13 protein-coding genes are annotated in these 15,227 nt (G+C 63.3%); 6 read left to right on the top strand and 7 right to left on the bottom strand.

What is annotated here, in order from left to right; translation table 11 throughout:
* Nucleotides 1-28: 28 nt before the first annotated feature.
* The gene (locus ASF66_RS17045; RefSeq protein WP_056844704.1) at nucleotides 29-1,396 is read right to left on the bottom strand and encodes a CYTH domain-containing protein; all 1,368 of its coding nucleotides are present in this window, start codon (nucleotides 1,394-1,396) and stop codon (nucleotides 29-31) included.
* Between the two features lie 139 nt (nucleotides 1,397-1,535).
* On the opposite strand from ASF66_RS17045, the gene argE reads away from it, so the two are divergent.
* Both argE and argA read left to right on the top strand, forming a co-directional pair.
* Nucleotides 1,536-2,690 carry an acetylornithine deacetylase gene (gene argE, locus ASF66_RS17040; RefSeq protein ID WP_056844703.1) on the top strand — a complete coding sequence of 385 codons (1,155 nt, stop codon included), beginning with the start codon at nucleotides 1,536-1,538 and terminating at the stop codon, nucleotides 2,688-2,690.
* Nucleotides 2,691-2,823: 133 nt separating this feature from the next.
* On the top strand, nucleotides 2,824-4,122 hold the full coding sequence (argA, locus tag ASF66_RS17035) for an amino-acid N-acetyltransferase (protein WP_049860245.1): 1,299 nt from the start codon (nucleotides 2,824-2,826) through the stop codon (nucleotides 4,120-4,122).
* A 147-nt stretch (nucleotides 4,123-4,269) separates the two neighbouring features.
* Here argA and gshA read toward each other — a convergent pair whose 3' ends face one another.
* The 3 genes from gshA to ASF66_RS17020 form a co-directional block, all read right to left on the bottom strand.
* Complete coding sequence (gshA, locus tag ASF66_RS17030) at nucleotides 4,270-5,853, bottom strand: glutamate--cysteine ligase (protein ID WP_056844702.1); 1,584 nt, start codon at nucleotides 5,851-5,853, stop codon at nucleotides 4,270-4,272.
* A gap of 177 nt (nucleotides 5,854-6,030) precedes the next feature.
* On the bottom strand, nucleotides 6,031-6,414 hold the full coding sequence (locus tag ASF66_RS17025; RefSeq protein ID WP_049860243.1) for a PaaI family thioesterase: 384 nt from the start codon (nucleotides 6,412-6,414) through the stop codon (nucleotides 6,031-6,033).
* Nucleotides 6,414-8,732, bottom strand: coding sequence for a Tex family protein (locus ASF66_RS17020; RefSeq protein ID WP_056844701.1), 2,319 nt, complete (start codon nucleotides 8,730-8,732; stop codon nucleotides 6,414-6,416). Before ASF66_RS17020 ends, ASF66_RS17025 begins: the two co-directional genes overlap by 1 nt.
* A 273-nt stretch (nucleotides 8,733-9,005) precedes the next feature.
* Between ASF66_RS17020 and ompR the strand changes: the two genes are divergently transcribed.
* Together ompR and ASF66_RS17010 are read left to right on the top strand one after the other, a co-directional pair.
* The gene (gene ompR, locus ASF66_RS17015) at nucleotides 9,006-9,746 is read left to right on the top strand and encodes an osmolarity response regulator transcription factor OmpR (protein WP_043192310.1); all 741 of its coding nucleotides are present in this window, start codon (nucleotides 9,006-9,008) and stop codon (nucleotides 9,744-9,746) included.
* Nucleotides 9,747-9,860: 114 nt separating this feature from the next.
* The gene (locus ASF66_RS17010; protein WP_049860241.1) at nucleotides 9,861-11,174 is read left to right on the top strand and encodes an ATP-binding protein; all 1,314 of its coding nucleotides are present in this window, start codon (nucleotides 9,861-9,863) and stop codon (nucleotides 11,172-11,174) included.
* Nucleotides 11,175-11,177: 3 nt separating this feature from the next.
* Here ASF66_RS17010 and rimK read toward each other — a convergent pair whose 3' ends face one another.
* Together rimK and rimB are read right to left on the bottom strand one after the other, a co-directional pair.
* Nucleotides 11,178-12,083: a 30S ribosomal protein S6--L-glutamate ligase gene (gene rimK / locus ASF66_RS17005; protein WP_049860240.1), complete on the bottom strand. Its 906-nt coding sequence runs from the start codon at nucleotides 12,081-12,083 to the stop codon at nucleotides 11,178-11,180.
* Nucleotides 12,080-12,562, bottom strand: coding sequence for a retropepsin-like aspartic endopeptidase RimB (rimB, locus tag ASF66_RS17000; protein ID WP_056844700.1), 483 nt, complete (start codon nucleotides 12,560-12,562; stop codon nucleotides 12,080-12,082). The genes rimK and rimB overlap by 4 nt, the downstream gene beginning before the upstream one ends.
* A gap of 188 nt (nucleotides 12,563-12,750) precedes the next feature.
* On the opposite strand from rimB, the gene ASF66_RS16995 reads away from it, so the two are divergent.
* A complete protein-coding gene (locus ASF66_RS16995; protein WP_049860239.1) occupies nucleotides 12,751-13,155 on the top strand; it encodes an RNA-binding S4 domain-containing protein in 405 nt (134 codons plus the stop codon).
* A gap of 173 nt (nucleotides 13,156-13,328) precedes the next feature.
* Here ASF66_RS16995 and ASF66_RS16990 read toward each other — a convergent pair whose 3' ends face one another.
* Nucleotides 13,329-14,126 (bottom strand): phosphatase PAP2 family protein, encoded by a 798-nt coding sequence (locus ASF66_RS16990; RefSeq protein ID WP_056844699.1) that lies wholly within the window; start codon nucleotides 14,124-14,126, stop codon nucleotides 13,329-13,331.
* A 106-nt stretch (nucleotides 14,127-14,232) separates the two neighbouring features.
* Here ASF66_RS16990 and hslO point away from each other — a divergent pair, with 106 nt between their 5' ends.
* Nucleotides 14,233-15,135: an Hsp33 family molecular chaperone HslO gene (gene hslO / locus ASF66_RS16985; protein WP_049860237.1), complete on the top strand. Its 903-nt coding sequence runs from the start codon at nucleotides 14,233-14,235 to the stop codon at nucleotides 15,133-15,135.
* Nucleotides 15,136-15,227 lie beyond the last annotated feature (92 nt).

Below are 15,227 nucleotides of genomic sequence, written 5' to 3'. Positions count from 1 at the left end.
GAAGAGGTCAGAACAAACACCACAAAGCTTACTTGCGCAGCAACAGTTTCCACGCGCGATTCTGACTCACGGCGATGGCCTGTTGCATCCGCGCATCCAGCACTTCATCGGTGATGTCCAGGCTGGCCAGAGCGTGCAGCTTGTTCAGCTCGCCGAACAGGCGATCGACTTCCGGCACGTCCAGTACGCCACGGGCCAGATGCAGCCAGCTCTGGATCCGCTCGATACGCGGCAACTGCTCGGCCAGATCCTCAGGTTGCTGCTGGTAGCGGGGCAGTTGCAGCGCTGCGCCTTCCTCGGCCAGCAGATGGCCTAGCCAGCTTTGCAGCTGAGCGGCGCCCTGACGGTTGCCGCGGTTGTTGCGCTCGACCGTCCACAGGCGGCCCATCAGCCAGCGCGAGGTGTTCAGCGAGAACTGGCCCCAGCGCACGTCCAGCAGCTCTTCGGCGAACTGCTCGGGTGCGGCCTTGCGCACGTCTTCGTCTTCCTGCCCGGCCTGCACCAGCGGGCGCCAGTCTTCGAGCAGGGCGTCCAGGGCAGTGCGCAGTTCGTTGCTGCTGGCGCGCGGTGCGGCCTGGCCCAGGCTGCCGACCAACCCGCGCAACTCGATGAGCTGTTGCACCCAGTCCTGCAGCAGGCGCCAGTGGCCGTTGAAGCGGTACTGCTCGGCCAGTCGCTGGCTGTTTGCCAACAGGTGCCAGGCCAGGGCGGTAAAGGCATCGTCGAGCGTCGTCTCGGCGCCCAGCTCGGGGGCGGGCAGACTCAGCGCGTAGCTGTCCGGATCGCTGAGGCGATAGCCGCGCTCGGCCTTGCTGATGTCGCAGGGCATCAGGGGCAGTTTTTCGGCCAGCTCGGCGGCCAGCTCCAGCAATGCCGCCGGCTCGCCTTCACGCAGTTCCAGCTCCAGCTCGCAGATCTCTTCGGACTGCTTGCCGACGATGACCTTGCCCAGGTCCAGGGCCGCTTCGATCACCACCCGGGCCTTGCCGCGGCCCCAGGCGATTTCCGCCCGCTCGCGGACGAAGTCGGTGGTGAATACCGGCTTGATGGTCTTCTTGTCCAACTCGGCCAGTTGCTCGGGCCAGCATTCGCCGTCGAGCTTCTTCAGGTCGAGCTTGGCCTTGGGCAGGTTCCAGTCGTATTCGTTGCGCTGCGACAGCCCGGCCACGCTGCTGCCACGGGTCTTGAGGGTCTGGATGACCTCTTCGCCATCGCGGCGCAGGCGCAGCGCGACCTTGGCCGCTGCCAGCTCGCGGGCAGGCGTATCGAAGTACTGGTTGAACAGCTCTCGGCGCTCCCAGCCACTTTTGTTGCGCTTTTTCAGCAGGGGATGCTCACGCAGAGCAGCGAGCGTTTCGCGGCTGACGCGCAGTTTGATTTCGGTTTCTTTGTGCATGAGGGGGCAATCCAAGCGCTGGCGGACAACAACGCGCTGATGACTAGATAAGGCCGTGCAGTGTACAGCAGTCGTGCCGTGGCGGTTTATTCTTGGCGCCCGATGGCTCTATGATGGGGCTCGCCTCGGGAGGATCGCCATGCCATTGCCGTCCATGCAGGAACAATTCGCCGCCCTCATCGCGGCGCCTTCGGTCAGTTGCACCCAGCCCAGCCTGGATCAGTCCAACGGCCCGGTGATCGATCTGCTGGCCGACTGGCTGACCGAGCTGGGCTTCGCCTGCGAGATCCAGCAGGTCGAGCCCGGCAAGTTCAACCTGATCGCCACGTTCGGCAGCGGCCCTGGCGGTCTGGTGCTGGCCGGGCACAGCGACACGGTGCCTTACGACGAGGCGCTGTGGAACACCGACCCGCTCAAGCTCACCGAAGTCGATGGACGCTGGGTCGGGCTGGGCAGCTGCGACATGAAGGGCTTCTTCGCACTGGCGATCGAGGCGGTGCGTGGCCTGATTGATCAGCCGTTCAAGCAGCCGCTGATCATCCTTGCGACTTGTGACGAAGAAAGCTCGATGTCCGGTGCCAAGGCGCTGGCCGCCGCCGGCCGGCCGCTGGGCCGTGCCGCGGTCATCGGCGAGCCGACCGGGCTCAAGCCGATCCGCCTGCACAAGGGGGTGATGATGGAGCGCATCGACATCCTTGGCCGCAGTGGCCATTCCTCGGACCCAAGCCTTGGTCACAGCGCCCTTGAAGCAATGCACGGTGCAATCGGCGAGCTGATGAACCTGCGTCGGCAATGGCAGCGCGAATACAACAACGCGCAGTTCAGCGTGCCCCAACCGACCCTGAACCTGGGCTGCATCCATGGCGGCGACAACCCCAACCGCATCTGTGGGCAATGCTCGCTGGAGTTCGACCTGCGGCCGTTGCCGGGCATGGACCCACAGGTCCTGCGCACCGCCATTCGCAGCAAGCTTGCGCCGTTGGCCGAGTTGCACCAGGTGAAGATCGACTATGCCCCGCTGTTCGCCGAGGTGCCACCCTTCGAGCAGCGTGCCGACACCGAGCTGGTGCGGGTTGCCGAGCGGCTGACGGGGTACACGGCGGCGGCCGTGGGCTTCGGTACCGAGGCGCCGTACTTCCAGAGCATGGGCTGTGAAACCCTGGTGCTGGGGCCAGGCAACATCGCCTGTGCGCACCAGCCCGGCGAATACCTGGAAATGTCACGTTTGCAGCCTACCGTGCGTCTATTGCGTGAACTGATCGAGCATTACTGCCTCGAATCGGTGATTGCCTAAATCGGCCTGCCTGCGGGCCGTCATCCCTGCAAGGAGTGCGCGCGTGTTGCCAAGCCTGTCACGACGATAACCCTCATACCGCTGTGCGCCGAGTGATGCTTTTCGTCCCACTTTTCTACAGGCTTCTGCCGTTATGCCCGACTACGTGAATTGGCTTCGCCACGCTTCTCCCTACATCAATGCCCACCGTGACTGTACCTTCGTGGTGATGCTGCCCGGCGAGGGCGTTGCCCACCCCAACTTCGGCAATATCGTCCACGACCTGGTGCTGTTGCACAGCATGGGCGTGCGCCTGGTGCTGGTCCACGGATCGCGCCCGCAGATCGAAAGCCGTCTGGCCGCGCGCGGCCTGAGCCCGCACTATCATCGCAACCTCAGGGTTACCGATGCGGCCACGCTCGAGTGCGTCATCGATGCGGTGGGCCATCTGCGGATCGCCATCGAGGCGCGCCTGTCCATGGACATGGCGTCCTCGCCGATGCAGGGCTCGCGGTTGCGCGTGGCCGGCGGCAATCTGGTCACGGCGCGGCCGATCGGCGTGGTCGAGGGTGTCGACTATCACCACACCGGCGAAGTGCGTCGGGTCGATCGTAAGGGCATCAACCGCCTGCTCGACGAACGCTCGATCGTGCTGTTGTCGCCGCTGGGTTACTCGCCTACCGGCGAGATCTTCAACATTGCCTGTGAAGACGTGGCAACACGGGCCGCCATCGACCTGGCGGCCGACAAGCTGCTGCTGTTCGGTGCCGAGCCGGGGCTGCTCGATGAAACCGGTCACCTGGTGCGCGAACTGCGCCCGCAGCAGGTGCCGGCGCACCTGTTGCGACTGGGCAACGATTACCAGGGGGAACTGCTCGATGCGGCCGCCCAGGCGTGCAAGGGGGGCGTCAGCCGCGCGCACATCGTCAGCTACGCCGAAGATGGCGCATTGCTCACCGAGCTGTTCACCCGCAATGGTGGCGGTACCCTGGTGGCGCAGGAGCAGTTCGAACAGGTACGCGAAGCCAACATCGAAGACGTCGGTGGCTTGCTGGACTTGATCAGCCCGCTGGAAGAGCAGGGCATCCTGGTACGCCGCTCTCGCGAAGTGCTGGAGCGCGAGATCACCCAGTTCAGCGTGGTCGAGCGTGAAGGCATGATCATCGCCTGCGCCGCGCTGTACCCGATCGCCGACTCACAGACCGGCGAACTGGCGTGCCTGGCGGTGAATCCGGAATACCGCCATGGCGGTCGTGGCGACGAGTTGCTCGAGCGTATCGAAGAGCGGGCGCGGGCGTTGGGGTTGAACACCTTGTTCGTGCTCACCACCCGCACGGCGCACTGGTTCCGCGAGCGTGGCTTCGTGCCCAGCGGCGTCGAACGCCTGCCGGCGGCACGCGCCTCGCTGTACAACTATCAGCGTAATTCGAAGATCTTCGAAAAGGCGCTATAGCGGCGCATCAGGCCGACCGGTGGCGCCTTCTTCGCGGGCAGAGCCCGGCTCCCACATGAGATAAGCACATATCCATTGTGGGAGCGGGCTCTTCCCGCGAAAAGGGCGCTGCGGTGCAGCAGAGATACCGCAGGGTATTGAGCGCTGTCAGTTGCTGATGGCCAGGATGCTTGCCTGATAGGAACCGACGAACACATCGAAATCGCCCACTTCCTCGGCCTCGAGCGTCGCCTGGGCAGCCAGTGAATCGCGCGCCTGCTCTTCGAAGTGCGCCTGGTCTTGGCTGCTCAGGGGCTGTTGCCGGAAGTACTCGGCATGGGCCTGGCTCTGGCTGAAGGAAAACTCGGCGAAGCTCTGTTTCTGCTCGGCCATCTTCGCCAGGACCTGCGCCGATGGCGTCAGCGACGGATCGCTGACTTTGGCGCGCTGCGCCGCCATCGCCTGGGCATGCTCATCGGTACCGGTACTGCGATCGAGCAGGGCAGCGACCGCGTCGATACGCTCCAGCAAATCGCCGGCCCACGCCTTGAGCTCGACCGCCTCGCCATTGCGCTGCAACTGCAGGCCCGGCCGACGACCTTCCTTGACCGTGCTGAGGAAGTTGCCGGTACAGGCCGCGCATTCGTTGCTGTCGATCTGCGGGCTGCTTTCCAGCGCACAGAACAGCAGGAACGCATCGAGGAAGCGCGACTCGGTCAGGTCGACCCCGGTGGGCAGGAACGGATTGATGTCCAGGCAGCGCACTTCGATGTATTGCACACCGCGAGCCATCAATGCCTGGATCGGCCGCTCGCCACTGTAGGTCACCCGCTTGGGACGAATGTTGGAGTAGTACTCGTTCTCGATCTGCAGGATGTTGGTGTTCAACTGCACCCATTCGCCGTCCTTGTGCGTGCCCACCTGCACATACGGCGGATACGGCGTGGCCACCGCCTTGCGCAGGCTGTCGGTGTAGCTGGCCAGATCGTTGTAGCAGGGCGTCAGGCCGGCCTGGGCATTGCTCTGGTACCCCAGGTCGCTCATGCGCAGGCTGGTGGCGTAGGGCAGGTACAGGGTTTGTGCATCCAACTGCTCGAGCTGATGGGCGCGGCCGCGCAGGAAGCCGGCATCCAGTGCCGGCGAGGCGCCGAACAGGTACATCAGCAGCCAGCTGTAGCGACGGAAATTTCGAATCAGCGCGATGTACGCGGAGGACTGATAATCACGATCGGTGCCGACATAGCCATCAGCCTGCTTGAGAACCGGCCACAGCTGCTCGGGCAGGGAGAAATTGTAGTGAATGCCGGCAATGCACTGCATGGTGCGGCCGTAACGCAGGGACAGGCCCTGGCGATAGACGTACTTGAGGCGGCCGATGTTCGAGGTGCCGTAGTAGGCCAGCGGAATATCTTCCTCGGCCGGCAGCGGGCAGGGCATGGAGGGGCTCCACAGGTACTCGCTGCCCAGCTTGCTGTACACGAAGCGGTGGATCTGCTCCAGGCTGTGCAGGGTCTGTGCGGGGTCTTCGAGTGCGGGCGTGATGAACTCCAGCAGCGACTCGGAATAGTCCGTGGTGATCTGTTCATTGGTCAGCGCCGACCCCAGCGCCTCGGGGTGCGGCGTCTGCGCCAGACGACCCTCGTGGTTGACGCGCAGGCACTCACGCTCGATGCCATGCAGGCACTGCGCGAGCAGAGAAAGGGTGGCAGGCTCGCCGAGCAGAGTCAGGCGGCGGTTGAGAAATTCGCTCAAGTTGGATTCCTTCACGCGTCAGTCGCCCCGATATGGGGGTGGAGCGGACGGTCTGCAAGGGTGAAGACAAAAAGGAACCGGCGTCGTCGCCTGGTTTCGATCGGGCAAGGTGCAGGCCGTACTGCGATCGACACCGCCTGCGCCGTGCCGAAATTACCGCAGAACGACCCCTTCGGGCTAGAGAACCACGAAAGTACCTTGTGCCTTTGCCATCAGTTTTTCGCCCTGAAGCACCTCGGCCTCCACCACCATCGTGCGTCGGCCGGCGTGCAATACCTGGGCCTTGCAGATCACCTCACCTTCTGACACCGCGCGAAGGTAATTGATCTTGCATTCGAGCGTGACGCTTTGATTATCGAAACCGTGGGAGGTCGAGCACGCCAGGCCCATGGCAATGTCGACCAGACTGAAGATGGCCCCGCCGTGCATCACCTGGCCGCGGTTGCGCAGGTGCTCGGCCATGGGCAGTGCCACTTCCGCCACACCGGCATCCAAGCGTCGCACCTGGCAGCCGAGCTCGCGAAAGTAGGCGCTCTGGGTCAGATCGTCGTCGATCTGCATCAGCGTTTCTTCAACTGTTTGGCATTGGCGAACAACGACGCCATGGCGCCGTTGGCGGGCGCGGCGGCTTCCTTGACGCGGGTCGGAGCGGCCTGCTGACGGGCTGCGGCACCGGGACGACTGCCCCGTGCACCGTCGATCTTCTCGCCGGGCGTGTCGCCCATGCGCATCGACAGCCCCACGCGTTTGCGCGGAATGTCCACTTCCATCACCTTGACCTTGACCACGTCGCCGGCCTTCACCGCTTCACGCGGATCCTTGATGAATTTTTCCGACAGCGCCGAGATGTGCACCAGACCGTCCTGGTGTACGCCGATATCGACGAAGGCGCCGAAGTTGGTCACGTTGGTCACCACGCCTTCGAGCACCATGCCCAGTTGCAGGTCCTTGAGCTCTTCCACACCGTCCTGGAACTCGGCGGTCTTGAACTCCGGACGCGGGTCGCGGCCCGGCTTGTCCAGCTCCTGCAGGATGTCGGTCACGGTCGGCAGGCCGAAGGTTTCATCGGTGAATTTTTTCGGGTCCAGGCGCTTGAGGAAACCGCTGTCGCCGATCAGCGAACGGATATCCCGATCGGTACCGGCGGCGATGCGCTGCACCAGCACATAGGCTTCGGGGTGCACGGCCGAGGCGTCCAGCGGATTGTCGCCGTTCATGACGCGCAGGAAGCCGGCCGCCTGTTCGAAGGTTTTTTCGCCCAGGCGCGAGACTTTCTTCAGTGCTGCGCGGGTCCGGAACGCACCGTGCTCATCGCGGTGGGCGACGATGTTCTGCGCCAGCGTGGCATTGAGCCCGGAAATACGCGCCAACAGGGCCACGGAGGCGGTGTTGACGTCCACGCCCACGGCGTTCACGCAGTCTTCCACCACGGCATCCAGGCCGCGTGCCAGCTTGAGCTGCGAGACGTCGTGCTGGTACTGACCCACACCGATGGATTTCGGATCGATCTTGACCAGTTCGGCCAGTGGATCCTGCAGGCGCCGAGCGATGGACACCGCACCGCGGATCGATACGTCCAGGTCGGGAAACTCGCGCGCCGCCAGCTCCGAGGCCGAATACACCGAGGCACCGGCTTCGGAGACCATGACCTTGGTCATTTTCAGACCGGGGTATTTCTTGATCAGCTCGGCGGCCAGCTTGTCGGTCTCGCGGCTGGCAGTGCCATTGCCGATGGCGATCAGGTCCACGGCATGCTTGGCGCAAAGTGCCGCCAGCGTGGCCAGGGTCTGGTCCCATTTGTTATGCGGCACGTGCGGGTACACCGTGGCGTGATCGAGCAGCTTGCCGGTCGCATCCACCACCGCCACCTTGCAGCCGGTACGCAGGCCAGGGTCCAGGCCGAGGGTGGCGCGCGGACCCGCCGGGGCGGCCAGCAGCAGGTCATGCAGGTTGTGTGCGAAGACGTTGATGGCTTCGCTTTCGGCGTTCTCGCGCAGCTCGCTCAGCAGGTCGGTTTCCAGGTGCGTGTAGAGCTTGACCTTCCACGTCCAGCGCACCACTTCGCCGAGCCACTTGTCGGCGGCGCGCTGCTGGTTTTTCACGCCGAAGTGCTCGCCGATCATCATCTCGCACGGGTGCAGGGTACCCGGAATTTCTTCGCCTACCTTCAGCGACGAGCCGAGAATGCCTTCGTTGCGCCCGCGGAAAATGGCCAGGGCGCGGTGCGAGGGCATGCTCTTGAGCGGCTCGTCGTGCTCGAAGTAGTCGCGGAACTTGGCGCCTTCTTCTTCCTTGCCTGCCAGCACTCGGGCGCTGAGTACCGCTTCCTGCTTGAGGAAGCCGCGCAGCTTGGCCAGCAGTGTGGCGTCTTCGGCGAAGCGCTCCATCAGGATGTACTTGGCGCCTTCCAGTGCTGCCTTGACGTCGAGCACACCTTTATCGCCGTCGACGAAGCGGGCTGCTTCGGTTTCCGGGTTCAGCGTCGGGTCGGCGAACAGGCCGTCGGCCAGCTCGCCAAGGCCGGCTTCCAGTGCGATCTGGCCCTTGGTGCGGCGCTTCTGCTTGTACGGCAGGTAGAGGTCTTCCAGGCGTGTCTTGGTGTCGGCCTGCTGGATCTCGCGGGTCAGCTCGGGCGTCAGCTTGCCCTGTTCCTCGATGCTGGCCAGGATACTGGTGCGGCGCTCGTCGAGTTCGCGCAGGTAGCGCAGGCGTTCTTCGAGGTGACGCAGCTGGGTGTCGTCCAGGCTGCCGGTCACTTCCTTGCGGTAACGAGCGATGAAAGGCACGGTCGAACCTTCATCCAGCAGTGCGACGGCCGCTTCGACCTGTTGAGGGCGGACGCCGAGTTCCTCGGCGATGCGGCTGTTTATGCTGATCATGATAACCACCTGAAAAATGATAGGTACAAGGTGCAGTCCCCCATATGCCTGGTGTATGGGCACGTTTCGGGCATCGTGGCAGCGGACGCTTTCATGCGAACGTTGCCGCTGACGAGCCGCGCAGTATACCCAGCGATATCGTCTCGGCGCGAACCCCAAGCCTGGACGATGAAGGAATGTGACTGGCGGCCGAGGAAAAATCTGCTAACAATGCACACGGCACGAGCGTCGGCAGCTACGCCATAATGCGCGCCGAGATCAGAGGAGCAACCCATGAGCAGTACCGCACAAGCAGCCGAAGGTGAAAAGATCCTCATCGTCGATGACGACCCGGGATTGAGCAGCCTGCTGGAGCGATTCTTCACCAGCAAAGGCTACCGTGCGCGCGCCGTGCCCAATGTCGAGCAAATGGACCGCCTGCTGGCTCGCGAAGTGTTCCATCTGGTGGTGCTGGACCTGATGCTGCCCGGCGAAGACGGCCTGTCCGCCTGCCGCCGCATGCGTGCCGGCAACAATCAGGTCCCGATCATCATGTTGACCGCCAAGGGTGACGAACTCAGCCGCATCAAAGGCCTGGAGCTGGGCGCGGACGACTACCTGGCCAAGCCCTTCAACCCCGACGAGCTGATGGCCCGCGTCAAGGCCGTGTTGCGTCGTCAGTCGGCGCCTGTGCCGGGCGCGCCAGGCAGCGAGGACGAATCGGTGTCCTTCGGCGACTACGAGCTGTCCCTGGCCACCCGCGAGCTCAAGCGCGGCGACGAAGTGCACATGCTCACCACCGGCGAGTTCGCCGTGCTCAAGGCTCTGGTGATGAACGCTCGCCAGCCGCTGACTCGCGACAAGCTGATGAACCTGGCCCGCGGACGTGAATGGGATGCTCTGGAACGCTCCATCGACGTGCAGATCTCGCGCCTGCGCCGCATGATCGAACCCGATCCGTCCAAGCCGCGCTACATCCAAACGGTCTGGGGCGTGGGTTACGTATTTGTGCCCGATGGCAACGCCGCCCGGTAGACTTCAGGGGTTTTTGTAGGGTCGATATCCTGAATCACATGTTGATTCGGGATATTCGTCATTCAGAATGTCTGCGAGCCTGCTCGCTCCTGCAACGTATGTGACCGCCGCGCAATGAAGACCCCTGTCTGGTTTCCCCAAAGTTTCTTCGCCCGAACCCTCTGGCTGGTGCTGGTCGTCGTCCTGTTTTCCAAGGCCCTGACCCTGGTCTACCTGTTGATGAACGAAGACGTGCTGGTCGACCGCCAGTACAGTCACGGTGTGGCGCTGACCCTGCGTGCCTACTGGGCGGCGGACGAGAACAACCGCGACCAGATCGCCGACGCCGCAGGCTTGATCCGCGTGGTCGGCGGCGGTGTGCCGGAAGGCGAACAGCATTGGCCGTACAGTGAAATCTACCAACGCCAGATGCAGGCCGAGCTGGGCGAGGACACCGAAGTGCGCTTGCGCGTCCATGCGCCGCCCGCCCTGTGGGTGCGTGCGCCGAGCCTGGGCGCTGGCTGGTTGAAGGTGCCTTTGTACCCGCACCCGTTGCGCGGGCAGAAGATCTGGAGCGTGCTGGGCTGGTTTCTGGCGATCGGCCTGTTGTCGACCGCTTCGGCCTGGATCTTCGTGCGTCAGCTCAACCAGCCGCTCAAGCGTCTGGTGTTCGCTGCCCGTCAGCTGGGGCAGGGCCGCAGCGTGCGCCTGCCGGTGAGCGATACGCCCAGTGAGATGACCGAGGTGTACCGGGCGTTCAACCAGATGGCCGAAGACGTCGAACAGGCCGGTCGCGAGCGCGAGCTGATGCTTGCCGGCGTCTCCCACGACCTGCGCACGCCGCTGACTCGGCTGCGGCTGTCGCTGGAACTGATGACCTCGGACAACGAATTCACCCCCGACATGGTCCGCGACATCGAGGACATGGACGCGATCCTCGATCAGTTCCTGGCCTTCATTCGCGACGGGCGCGACGAAAAAGTCGAGGTCGTCGACCTGGGGAATCTGGTGCAGGAAGTCGTTGCGCCCTACAACCAGGCGCAGGAGCAGGTATTGCTTCGCCTGGAACCGATCCCGCCGTTCCCGCTGCGCCGGGTGTCGATGAAGCGGCTGTTGAACAACCTGATCGGCAACGCGCTCTACCATGCCGGCAGCGGTGTGGAGGTGGCGGTCAACGTTTCGGGCGACGACAACGCGCCCTATGTGGTGCTCAGTGTGCTGGACCGTGGCGCCGGTATCGATCCGGGGGAACTGGTTGGCATCTTCGACCCGTTCATCCGCGGCGATCGCGCGCGCAGTGGCAAGGGCACCGGTTTGGGTCTGGCGATCGTCAAGCGCATTGCCGCCATGCATGGCGGCAACGTGGAACTGCGCAATCGCTCGACGGGCGGGCTGGAGGCGCGGGTGCGGCTGCCACTGGGCCTGATGCTGCCCAGGGATGCCGTCTAGGAACTAGCCCTTGCCCTTGGTGCGGGTCATGTTCGGGCCTCTGTTCTTTTCGATGTGCTCGATGATCATCCCGGCCACGTCCTTGCCGGTAGTCACCTCGATGCCTTCCAGGCCAGGGGATGAGTTCACCTCCATCACCAGGGGGCCGTGGTTGGAGCGCAGGATGTCCACGCCGGCGACGCTGAGCCCCATCACCTTGGCTGCGCGGATCGCGGTCATGCGCTCTTCCGGGGTGATCTTGATCAGGCTGGCGCTGCCGCCACGATGCAGGTTGGAGCGAAACTCACCGGGTTTGGCCTGGCGTTTCATGGCTGCAATCACCTTGTCACCCACCACGAAGCAGCGAATGTCGGCGCCGCCGGCTTCCTTGATGTACTCCTGAACCATGATGTTCTGCTTGAGGCCCATGAACGCCTCGATCACCGACTCGGCGGCGGTAGCGGTTTCACACAGCACCACGCCGATGCCTTGGGTGCCTTCGAGCACCTTGATCACCAGCGGGGCGCCATTGACCATGCTGATCAGGTCGGGGATGTCGTCCGGCGAGTGGGCGAAGCCGGTGACAGGCAGGCCGATGCCGCGCCGCGACAGCAGTTGCAGCGAGCGCAGCTTGTCGCGCGAGCGGGCGATGGCCACCGATTCGTTCAGCGGAAAGACGTCCATCATTTCGAACTGACGCAGCACCGCACAGCCATAGAAGGTAACCGACGCACCGATGCGCGGAATGACCGCATCGAAGCCCTGCAGCGGCTTGCCCCGGTAGTGGATCTGCGGCTTGTGACTGGCGATGTTCATGTACGCGCGCAGTGTGTCGATCACGACCATTTCATGGCCACGGGCAGTGCCGGCTTCGATCAGACGACGAGTGGAATACAGACGCGGATTGCGCGACAGCACAGCGATCTTCATGCAACACCTGTGGCAGAGGTAGTAGAGGCCGGGAACACCGGCTTGTCTTGAACGTAGGTGACGCCAGGGTTCACGACCAGTTGGCCATGGACCAGCGCCTTGGAACCCAGCAGCAGGCGGTAACGCATGGATTTACGGCAGGCCAGGGTGAATTCGACCGTCCAGACCCGGTCGCCCAGGGCCAGGGTGGTCTTGATCACGTAGCGCGTCTGCGCATGGCCATTGGAGCTCTTGATGGTCTTCAAGGCCACCAGCGGCGCTTCACAGCGTCTGTGGCGCAGTTGCACCACGGTGCCCAGATGGGCGGTGAAACGCACCCACTTCTCACCGGCACGGGTGAACGGTTCGATGTCCGTGGCGTGCAGGCTGGAGGTGCTGGCGCCGGTGTCGATCTTGGCGCGCAGGCCGGCGACACCCAGGTCGGGCAGCGCCACCCACTCGCGCAGACCGATGACGGTCAGGTGATCAAATGTTTTCAAATTCGGCAAACCGCAAGAGGTAGGGGTGGACCCATATACGCAAGCTTCAGACCGGCGCGGCCCGGATCAATTCAACCCAGCCCGACGCCGCTTGGCAAGCGTGCGTGCACTGTAATCGCAAAGACCGTCGCTTGCATCCGACAGGCACGGTAGTACAGTTCGATGACGGCATTTCGTGAGGTGAGCCTGTGGCACAGAAGCAAAAGCAGGAAGAAGAGGATAAGGTCCGTCTGGACAAATGGCTGTGGGCTGCGCGCTTCTACAAGACCCGTGCCCTGGCCAAGGAAGCCATCGAGAGCGGCAAGGTGCATTACCGCGGCGAGCGCTGCAAGCCGGGCAAGGAGCCGCACGTGGGCGATGAGTTGCAGATACGCACCGGTTTCGATGAGCGCAGCGTGATCATCGAGGCGCTGTCCATCGTGCGCCGTGGTGCGCCCGAAGCGCAGACGCTCTACCGCGAAACCGAGCAGAGCCAGGCCAGGCGCGAAGCCGCTGCGGCCATGCGCAAGGCCGGCGCGCTGGGCGTGACCACCGACGGCAAGCCTTCGAAGAAGCAGCGTCGGCAGTTGTTCAGTTTTCGTTCAGGGGATTGATGGGGCGCAGTGCTGGCCTCTTCGCGAGCAGAGAGCTCGCCGCCTGCCCCGCTCCCACAATGTGCTGTAGGGACTGGGCGGGTAGCTGAGCCCTCTGCCCCCACACCTTCCTTGAACTGCGCTGGCCTGTGGGAGCGGGCTCTGCCCGCGAAGAGGCCAGCACAGACACCGCGTCATCCCGCGACGATACTCAACCGTCCCAGCACCGGCAGCTTCGCCAGCAACCTGAACAATGGCTCGGTGACCCGTACCAGCCACTGCGAAGTATGCGCCGCGAATGGCGTGTAGTAGCCCCAGCCCAATGCCCAGACCGCCATTAGTACACCGCCGATGTAATCGTCCTGCCCCCAGTGGGCGCCGGCAACCAGGCGCGGCAGCATGAACACCAGGGCCAAGGCCCAGATGCACAGCCACTGGCCGATTCGACGGGTACAGACGCTCATGAACAGCGCCCAGATCAGCAGCACCGAAGCATGATCGCCCGGAAAGCTCTGGCTGGAGCGGTCCTTGAGTTCCCAGTGGCGTTCCAGGTCCGGGTACCAGTCGCTGAGCAGTACCGGATCGGTCAGGACCATGCTCGGACTGTCATGGTCCCATCCCATTGCGTGTATCCACTTGGAAAACAGCGCGCGCACCACCACTAAGAGCAGCAGCACGGCCATGAAGCCGAAAAAGGCCTGGCGAACCTGTCCGGCCTTGAACACCCAATTGCCGCGGATCAGCAGCGCCAGCATGATCACACCGACCACGATGTCGAAGGGTCGCAAGCTGCCCAGGGTCCACACGTAACGCCACGCGGCATTGCTGGCCAGGGGCGTGTTGAGCAGGCGAAACAGCCATTCGTCGAATGCTGTACACAAATGATGGCCAATGGGCCATAACCAGAAGCACAACAGCACGATCGGGATTGAATTGCACAGCAGCAAGCCGCTAACGTTCCACCTGGCTTGGAACAGTGGGGCTTTGTTCATAAGATACCTCTACATCCACAGGGCAGTGAGCGATCAAACGAACGCTCTGAAGCGGGCTTTATAAAAGCCGCTACACATTTTGTCACCATTCTCAGATACTGGACTTATGCACGATCTTCCTGAAGCCGATTTCACCCAACGCTTTATTTTCGACGACGCCGATGTACGCGGTGAGGCGGTAGCATTGGAACGCAGCTACGCCGAGGTCCTGGCCAAGCACGATTACCCGCTGCCGGTGCAGTTGCTGCTGGGCGAGTTCATGGCTGCCGCGGCCCTGCTGGTAGGGACGCTCAAGTTCGATGGCTTGCTGATTCTCCAGGCCCGCTCCGAAGGCCCCGTGCCATTGCTGATGATCGAATGCTCCAGCGAGCGTGATATCCGCGGCCTGGCGCGTTTCCACGCCGAGCAGATCAACGACACCGATGGCCTGCCCGAATTGATGCCCGCCGGTACCCTGGCGATGACCATCGACCCTACCGAAGGTCAGCGCTACCAAGGCATCGTGGATCTGGAAGGTGCCGACCTGTCGGCAAGTTTCTCCAATTACTTCGCCCTCTCCGAACAGCTCGGTACGCGCTTCTGGCTCAAGGCCGATGGCCAGCGTGCCCGTGGCCTGCTGTTGCAGCAATTGCCTGCCGCTGTGATCAAGGACGAGGACGACCGCGCCGAGAGCTGGAAGACCGCCATCACCCTGGCCGATACCCTCAAGGCCGAAGAACTGTTGGGCCTGGATAACGAAACCGTGTTGTACCGCCTGTACCACGAGCAGGCATTGCGGCTTTTCGATACCCAGCCGATTCGGTTTCGCTGCAGCTGTTCCAGGGAGCGTTCGGCACGAGCGCTCGTCAGTCTTGGGCACGACGATGCACGCGAATTGCTCAAGGAGCATGGCGGTACGGTGGAAATCGACTGCCAGTTCTGCAACCAGCGCTACTTGTTTGACGCCACCGACGTCGATCAGCTCTTCAGTGGCGCCGGTGTGGACGCTCCGTCAGATACCCGTCACTGAAGCGATTTAGTCTCGCTAAATTAACAAACGGACGCCGGAATAACGCCGTTACCGACAGGAGGACGCTATTCTTTTCGGGCGTTTCTGGCATA

It is taken from the genome of Pseudomonas sp. Leaf129 (genome assembly GCF_001423465.1).
Lineage (GTDB): Bacteria > Pseudomonadota > Gammaproteobacteria > Pseudomonadales > Pseudomonadaceae > Aquipseudomonas > Aquipseudomonas coleopterorum.
Note: the sequence above shows the minus strand (reverse complement) of the source record. Positions and strands in the feature narration are given on the sequence as shown.